Origin of the sequence: Lapidilactobacillus concavus DSM 17758 (assembly GCF_001435835.1) — a bacterium.
GTDB classification, from domain to species: Bacteria; Bacillota; Bacilli; order Lactobacillales; family Lactobacillaceae; genus Lapidilactobacillus; species Lapidilactobacillus concavus.
This window is the reverse complement of record NZ_AZFX01000044.1, coordinates 1-7388: the sequence shown is the minus strand read 5'-3', so window position 1 is coordinate 7388 and position 7388 is coordinate 1. Positions and strand designations below refer to the sequence as shown.

7 protein-coding genes are annotated in these 7388 nt (G+C 46.0%); all 7 read right to left on the bottom strand.

Going from position 1 to position 7388, the window contains the following annotated elements:
- Window positions 1-224 precede the first annotated feature (224 nt).
- The 7 genes from FC15_RS04995 to FC15_RS04965 all read right to left on the bottom strand — a co-directional run bounded on the left by FC15_RS04995 (window position 225) and on the right by FC15_RS04965 (window position 7208).
- The gene (locus tag FC15_RS04995) at window positions 225-1814 is read right to left on the bottom strand and encodes a C40 family peptidase (RefSeq protein ID WP_057824568.1); all 1590 of its coding nucleotides are present in this window, start codon (window positions 1812-1814) and stop codon (window positions 225-227) included.
- A gap of 559 nt (window positions 1815-2373) precedes the next feature.
- Complete coding sequence (locus tag FC15_RS04990) at window positions 2374-2709, bottom strand: DUF2922 domain-containing protein (protein WP_083479108.1); 336 nt, start codon at window positions 2707-2709, stop codon at window positions 2374-2376.
- A 132-nt stretch (window positions 2710-2841) separates the two neighbouring features.
- Window positions 2842-3051 carry a DUF1659 domain-containing protein gene (locus FC15_RS04985; RefSeq protein ID WP_057824566.1) on the bottom strand — a complete coding sequence of 70 codons (210 nt, stop codon included), beginning with the start codon at window positions 3049-3051 and terminating at the stop codon, window positions 2842-2844.
- Between the two features lie 281 nt (window positions 3052-3332).
- The gene (gene rfbD / locus FC15_RS04980) at window positions 3333-4172 is read right to left on the bottom strand and encodes a dTDP-4-dehydrorhamnose reductase (RefSeq protein ID WP_057824564.1); all 840 of its coding nucleotides are present in this window, start codon (window positions 4170-4172) and stop codon (window positions 3333-3335) included.
- Between the two features lie 148 nt (window positions 4173-4320).
- Entirely contained in the window at window positions 4321-5349 is a 1029-nt protein-coding gene (gene rfbB / locus FC15_RS04975) for a dTDP-glucose 4,6-dehydratase (protein WP_057824563.1), read from the bottom strand.
- A gap of 91 nt (window positions 5350-5440) precedes the next feature.
- Window positions 5441-6319 (bottom strand): glucose-1-phosphate thymidylyltransferase RfbA, encoded by an 879-nt coding sequence (gene rfbA / locus FC15_RS04970; protein WP_057824561.1) that lies wholly within the window; start codon window positions 6317-6319, stop codon window positions 5441-5443.
- Window positions 6320-6581: 262 nt separating this feature from the next.
- A complete protein-coding gene (locus FC15_RS04965) occupies window positions 6582-7208 on the bottom strand; it encodes a hypothetical protein (RefSeq protein WP_057824559.1) in 627 nt (208 codons plus the stop codon).
- Between the last annotated feature and the right edge of the window lie 180 nt (window positions 7209-7388).

The following is a 7388-nucleotide window of genomic DNA, read 5'->3' as shown; positions in this document are numbered from 1 at the left end:
TTTAGTCTAACCAATTGAATAACTGGGTTAGCAATACAAGTTAGTTTCTACTTCTCAATTTAAAGCTCAACGCTGCCTTCCCATCTGAGTCAGGGAACGGAGTGGACTGACGGGTTTGAAGTCAGATATACAGTGGACTGACGGATCTAAATCACATCAGAACACAAAAAAGCCGCTCCAAGAACAAGCGGCTTTCTAACAATCAATTCAATTAGATCTTAATTCTAGTATACACCTGGGACGCTAACAGCGAAGCTTGGTGCGAAGTAACTGCTAATGTTTGAAATCTTAACAGCATCACCTGGTTTTGGCGCAGCAATATATTGGCCACCGCCAATATAGATTGCAACGTGGTAAGTGTTGCCACGTGCACCCCAGAAGATCAAGTCTCCGGGTTTAGCAGCGCTCACTGACTTAACTGTACCAGCGCTCTCTTGAGGGACAGTCCAGCCACCAATTGACTTACCAAAATGGTTAAAGACATAAGATGTAAAGCCAGAGCAATCAAAGGTTGCTGGCCCTTTACCACCCCATTGGTATGGTGTGCCTCTGAATTTTTTAGCGTAGGCAATTAATGCAGCTGAGCTGATGCCGTTTGAAGGTGTTGATGGTGTTGTAACAACTCGTTTGTTAACGACTAGTTTGTTAACGACTGGTTTATTGACAACAGGCTTGTTAACAACGGGTGTAGTTACACTTGAGCTGTTAGATGAACTGTTTGAGCCAGTTGAAGTTGATGGTGTTGAAGTGCTTGTTGAAGCGTTCGAGCTATTTGAACTCGTTGATGATGAGTTTGTAGACGAACTATTCGAAGCATTCGAGGTTGCGCCTTGAGTGCCAACATAAGCACCGTTGATCCAGCCACCATTCTTGATTTGATACCAAGTGGTGCCATTGACTGTCTTCGTTGCGACATAGCTTACAGTCTGACCTTCGCCAATATAACCCTTGACACTTGATGCATTAACATCTGTCCAAACAGTCGTTGCACCACCGGCATAGTTAGCTGTCACTGATCCTAAAACCGTCGATGGTACTGCTGGTGCGGCTGGCGTAGCTGCTGGTGCGGTTACGGCAGGTTTGGCAACAGTGGTTGTTTGACTAGCAGTAGAAGTCGAAGGTGTTGCTGGTGTTGAAGCGACTGGCTGTGTGGCTGTGGTCGTCGTTGTCGTTTTGTTAGTTGTTGCTGCTGGTGTTGTGACTACGGCAGTCGCTTGTGAACGTGAACCAGTCGTGACATAGCTGCTGTGAACCCAGCCACCATTTTGTAATTGATACCAGGTTGAACTGCCAGCTTGGCGTGTTGCCACGTAACTTGCTGACTGGCCTTCAGACAGATAGCTCTTAACTTGCAATGAAGAAGGATCTGCCCAAACTGTGGTTGCACCGCCATGATAAGCGGCAGTCACTTTGCCAGCAGCTGCTGGTGCGGCAGTTGTTGCTGCAGTTGTGTTTGATGAAGTTACAGGAGCCACTGGCGAGGTTGTTGAAGCGACTGGTGCGGCAACAGCTGTTGCTGCTTCAATATCCAAATAAACATCGGGTACCCAGCCACCATCTGTGGTTTGTAACCAAGTTGTGCTATAAACTTTTTTGCTTGCGACGAATTCAAGTTGTTGATGTGGTAAAACGTAACGTTTAACTTTCTGACCAACCTCAGGGCTAGTCCATACAGTTGTTGCACCCGCTGTATAAGCAACTTTACGAGTTGTTGTTGCGGCTTGTGCTTCATTGGTCTGTTGAGTTGCGATTGCGCCTGCTGCTAATACGCCCATACCAATCATTAATGATGCCACTTTTTTATTCTGCTTCATAAAGTAAAACCCCTCTTTATTAGTAAAAAGCCAGTTTCTCTAAAACTTTAGACTGAAGTTAATTATGACTTATGACTGACATGTTACAACTATCATGTTACAGAATTGTGACACTGCGTAAACGTTTAGATGACAAGCTTATCATTCGTATCTTACAATAAGAAATACCGATTATTAACAGGGAACAAACCGCTTGAAACCCCTATTTCTTAATTTAATCTTAAAATGTTACATTTTGATGACATTCTTCAATAACCGTCATTATTTTTTAAGAAATGACTTGACTCGACATTTTTCCATGCAAAAACGCGCGGGTTGACCGAAGGACCAAGTCTGGATCATCGAGTTTTTTCTCTAAAAAGTGGCGATGACCCAGACGATTGTGGCCTTTCAGGTGAAGACTTACCCAATGTCGAATGCGGACGTCATCTGAAATTAGGGAGTCGTTGAAATTTCAGATGTGGCAATTGAACCTGGCTGCTTTGGAAATGCGAAGCCGTTGATTGAGCACTCACTTTCCCGTGGACCGCCGTTGAAAGCAGCGTTAAATCAGCTATTGTTAATTCTGGGGGACTGTATCTTCTGGCGTGGTCGCTGGATCCTCAAGATCAGTCGTGGCATCTGCCGCCGCTTGCGACGTGTCCGCTCCTGCTACCCCTGCCTCATCCACCAACTCCTCATCGTTGAAAATTGGTGTGATGATCGTCTCGGAATAATTCGCCGCAAGCGGCTGAGCATAGAGTAATTCTTTATCTTTTTCGAACAGACCCACTGTCGCGATTGCCGTCATTTGTTCGCGAACAGTCTGATCATCGAGCTGCTCATTGATGTCGCTCATCGACAAGGTATGTTTCTTACCAGTAGATCCTTTGTAGCGCATTTGTAGTTTTTTCATGGTCATTTCTCCATTTCTAGTGATTGATTTGTTGATTGAACTAGGAACATGATTCGATTAGGTCGTGCTGATATTGACTGACTACCATTTAAAATTAATTGATTCATTCACGCTGATCGTCTCAGCTTCAGCTTACAACGCCATCCGCTTCTTCGTGGTCAATTCCACCATCATGGCTGTATCACCGAGACCCAGCTTGGCAATCGCGTCTCCGAATCGTCCTAATTGTTCTTCGGTTGGCGATTCAGCCGCATTGCTAAATTTCCGAATTTTTTTGCCTTCAGGATAGCTATCCCCCATCAAGGTATACGCTAAACTCGTGCTTTCCCATTTCTTCTCCATCTTGCTTCCTCCTCATCAGTGCGTACTTGTAAGTCCGCCGGCCGGCTTAGTTCTGATTGGCTTACACTATAGATAACGTTTGACAACTGTGAAAACGGACCTCGGAAGGTAAAAAAGTTAATGAGGGGAAAACAGCTGTTGGTCGCAGAGAGACGATTTATTCATTATACCCTCTCTTAAAAGTTGTCTCAGGAATCAGCTTACATCCAACTTCAGTTGACGAAGAACCAAAAATAGCCGTCCCCCGAGTTTCACGCTCAGAAAGCGGCTATTGTATTTTGTTACATCTTGGCTTTGAATGCTGCTAAGGCTTCTTGCCAGGTTGGGATCTTGAAACCTGTTGCTTCGACTTTGCTTAGGTCCATGATGGAGTGGCGTGGTCGGTAAGCTTTCTGTGGGTATTGTTCCGAAGTGACTGGGGTAACTGTCGTCTTCGTGTCTTTGAGAATTTCTTTGGCAAATTCATACCAGTTGCATGAGTTCTCGTTGGAAAGTTGGTATAGGCCGTAATCGAGGTTCTTTTCGACGGCGTAGTCCATGAATTCCGCGAGTGTGCGGGTCCAGGTTGGGCGGCCGAATTGATCGTCGACGACGGTCAATTTGTCATGCGTTTCGGCAAGTTTCAACATCGTGTAGACGAAGTTGTGGCCGTAAAGTCCGAAGACCCATGAGGTGCGGATGATGTAATATTTCTCTGCGTATTTGGCAACTGCTTGTTCGCCGAGAAATTTCGTGCGGCCGTACTCGTTCTTTGGTGCGGGTTGGTCATTCTCAGTGTACATGCCGGGATTGGTGCCATCAAAAACGTAGTCAGTGCTGATGTAGATTAGGGTTGCGCCGACTTTAGCAGCAGCCTTGGCAATGTTGGTCGTTCCAACAACGTTGACCTGTTCGTCGATGTGCTTGCCAGGTTCTTCTTCTGCAGCATCCACTGCAGTATAAGCTGCGCAATGATAGACGATTTTAGGCTGGTTAGCTTCGAAATAAGCGTTAACTGCAGCTTCGTCGGTAATGTCTAGCTCATGTGTGTCCGTGCCCGTATACGCCTTGCCACGCTCATCTAAGAGGTGACGTAATTCCGTACCTAATTGGCCATTTGCGCCGGTAATTAAAATTTCCATGAATTGATTTGCTCCTTAATGATGACTTCACGAGAGATCACGACATTTCAGCAATCTCAACTGCAACAGAAAATGATCCTGCTATTGATAGGCTGATCAGGCGCGATTATTGATGTCGTGTTTGGTAATTGGTGCGGATCGCCCGTGATTATTGACCGTTCTTGGCATACTTAGCTTCAACGGCGTCTTTCTCAGCTTTCCACCAGTCTTCATGCTCAGTATACCAATCGATCGTGTGTTGGAGGCCGGTTCTGAAGTCAGTAAATTCAGGCTTCCAACCGAGCTCCGTGCGTAATTTGGTGGAATCGATGGCATAGCGCAAGTCGTGGCCTGGACGGTCTTTGACCAAGTCATAGGCATCTTTAGGTTGACCCATGGCTTCCAAGATCATTTCCAAAACAGTGACGTTATCCTTTTCGCCATCGGCACCAATCAAGTAAGTTTCGCCGATCTTGCCTTCGGTCAGGATCAACCACACGGCACGAGAATGATCATTCGTGTGAATCCAGTCGCGAACGTTTTTGCCGCTACCATAAAGTTTGGGACGAATGCCGCAGAGGATGTTCGTAATCTGACGAGGAATGAACTTTTCAATATGTTGGTAAGGGCCATAATTGTTCGAGCAGTTCGAAATCGTGGCGCGTAACCCGAATGAACGTTCCCAAGCGCGAACGAGCATGTCTGAGCTAGCCTTCGAAGATGAGTAGGGACTACTTGGGTTATAGCGTGATTCTGGGGTGAATTTCTCACCAGGACCTTCGCCATGGCCGGGTAAATCTTCGCGAAGTGGCAAGTCGCCATACACTTCATCCGTTGAAACATGGTGATAACGGACGTCATATTTGCGGCAAGCTTGGATCAACGTGTAAGTCCCGACAATATTTGTCTGAATAAATGGTGCGGGGTCATTCAACGAGTTGTCATTGTGGCTTTCTGCAGCGTAATGAACGACAGCGTCGGCCTTGCTAACGAGACGATCAACCAATTCGGCGTCGCAAATATCGCCGACGACTAACTCGACGCGATCTTCAGGCAAGCCAGCCAAGTTGGCGCGGTTGCCGGCGTATGTCAATTTATCTAGAACAGTCACGTGAACCTCGGGATGAAACTTCACGACATAATGAACGAAGTTACTGCCGATGAAGCCAGCACCACCTGTGACGATGATATTTTTCATATGGAAAGAACCTCCTATAGACGATGAAAATTATGGCGTGACGCTTGACAAACAAGCAGCACGCGCATTGATCTTTAAAATGGCAGCTGTCTTATTTACCAGCTTGTTGTTTTGCTAAGTTCAACAGATACTGACCGTATTCCGTCTTCTTAAGCGGTTGTGCCAGTTCGACCATCTTCTCGAGGGTAATGTAGCCCATGCGATAAGCAATCTCTTCTAGGCAGGAAATCTGCAGATTCTGGCGATGTTCGATAGATTCGATGAAGCTCGAAGCCTTCTGCAGAGATTCGTGAGTCCCGGTGTCCAGCCAAGCAAAACCACGTCCCAACAATTGAACATCCAATTGACCACGACGCAAGTATTCCTGGTTAATATCGGTAATTTCTAACTCACCACGAGCTGAAGGCTTGATATTCTTCGCAATCTCAACCACTTCGTTATCATAGAAATAGAGCCCCGTGACAGCGTAATTGCTGGCCGGATGTTCTGGCTTCTCAACGATAGACTTGGCATGCATGTTCTCGTCGAAGTCGACCACGCCGAAACGTTCAGGATCGTTGACGTGATAGCCAAAGACAGTCGCGCCACTTTCCTTAGCAGCAGATTCCTGCAACAACTTCGAAAGGCCACCACCGTAAAAAATATTGTCGCCCAAAATCAAGCAAACCGAATCATCACCAATAAAATCAGCGCCTAAGATAAAGGCTTCGGCCAACCCATTTGGATGATCTTGAACCTTGTAAGAAATATTCAATCCCAAATCGGAGCCGTCACTGAACAGCTCTTCGAAACGAGGGAGATCCTTCGGCGTCGAAATGATCAAGATGTCTTGAATCCCGGCCAGCATCAATGTTGACATGGGATAGTAAATCATTGGTTTGTCATAGATTGGAATCAATTGCTTCGAGATTGCACGAGTAATCGGATAAAGACGCGTGCCAGAACCACCTGCTAGAATAATACCTTTCATGAAAATACCTCCGAAAGTCAATTTAACTACCACAAAAAAACAAAATCAAAAATCGATTACGGGTCTAATTTTACCATTAAACGGTTATTAATAGAAGGAATTTAAGGAATCTTCAAACAATCGTGCGTCACTCTCCAGGAGCCGTCACTGAAAAAAATGAAAAGTGCCATCAACGTCAATGACCCGCGTGTAGCTGCGACTGATTGATTCGACGAATTGATTCAAGCGATGACTTCGAACCAAGATTCCAATCCACAGTCGACTATGGTTCGTTTGTAGATGGCTTTGACAGTCGTTTAATCATTTCCTCCTCGATCAAGGCAGGTAAACTGGCGTTGTATTGCTGGGTATCATGCGCACTGATCTTAAACAGCTTGAAGAAGTGATATCCCAGCTCCGTGACCAGACGATCGGCCTCCCACTCGACCTGATCCGGCGCGACTCGCCCGATCTGAAACTCACGTTTGATCGTGATCGTCCCCAGTTGATCGGTCGTCGGCGCAGTGACCGACGTCGCCAGATAGGGCTTGTAGGCAAACTCACTCGGCCTCACGTATAGCATCACTTCGTCGCCAGAGAAAGGAAATGTCGCCATCACCAAATAACCCGGTTCAGGCGGGTCATCTTTATGTGGATCAACATCTGGCACCCAATCCGCTAGCGAAATTGGCGCGACCATTGCTTCCTCACAGGTAAACTGTGCGTCGTATGGATAGAAACGTACCGGCTCGATCCGATATTTCGCCAATAAATCTGCCTGCCATGTCGCCACAGTACGGCCAGCCAACTCAGCAGCTGTTAAATCATCGATTTCATGAATCAAGCATTCTTCCTTAATTTCAAAATACTGATAAACATCCAACCCTGCAAACAACTCGAATTCAGCCACGACAGCACCTCCAGATCAATCTCGACGAAAAGAGATCAACGCATCAATCGTCAGATCAATTGATAGACTTGCTGTTATCGTAACATAGTTAACCATTATTTCAAAAACCGCTTTCATGCTTGAGCGTACAATACCCCTTAGGGTTTACACTTTAAATAATAAAAGTGTGAATCCTAGGGG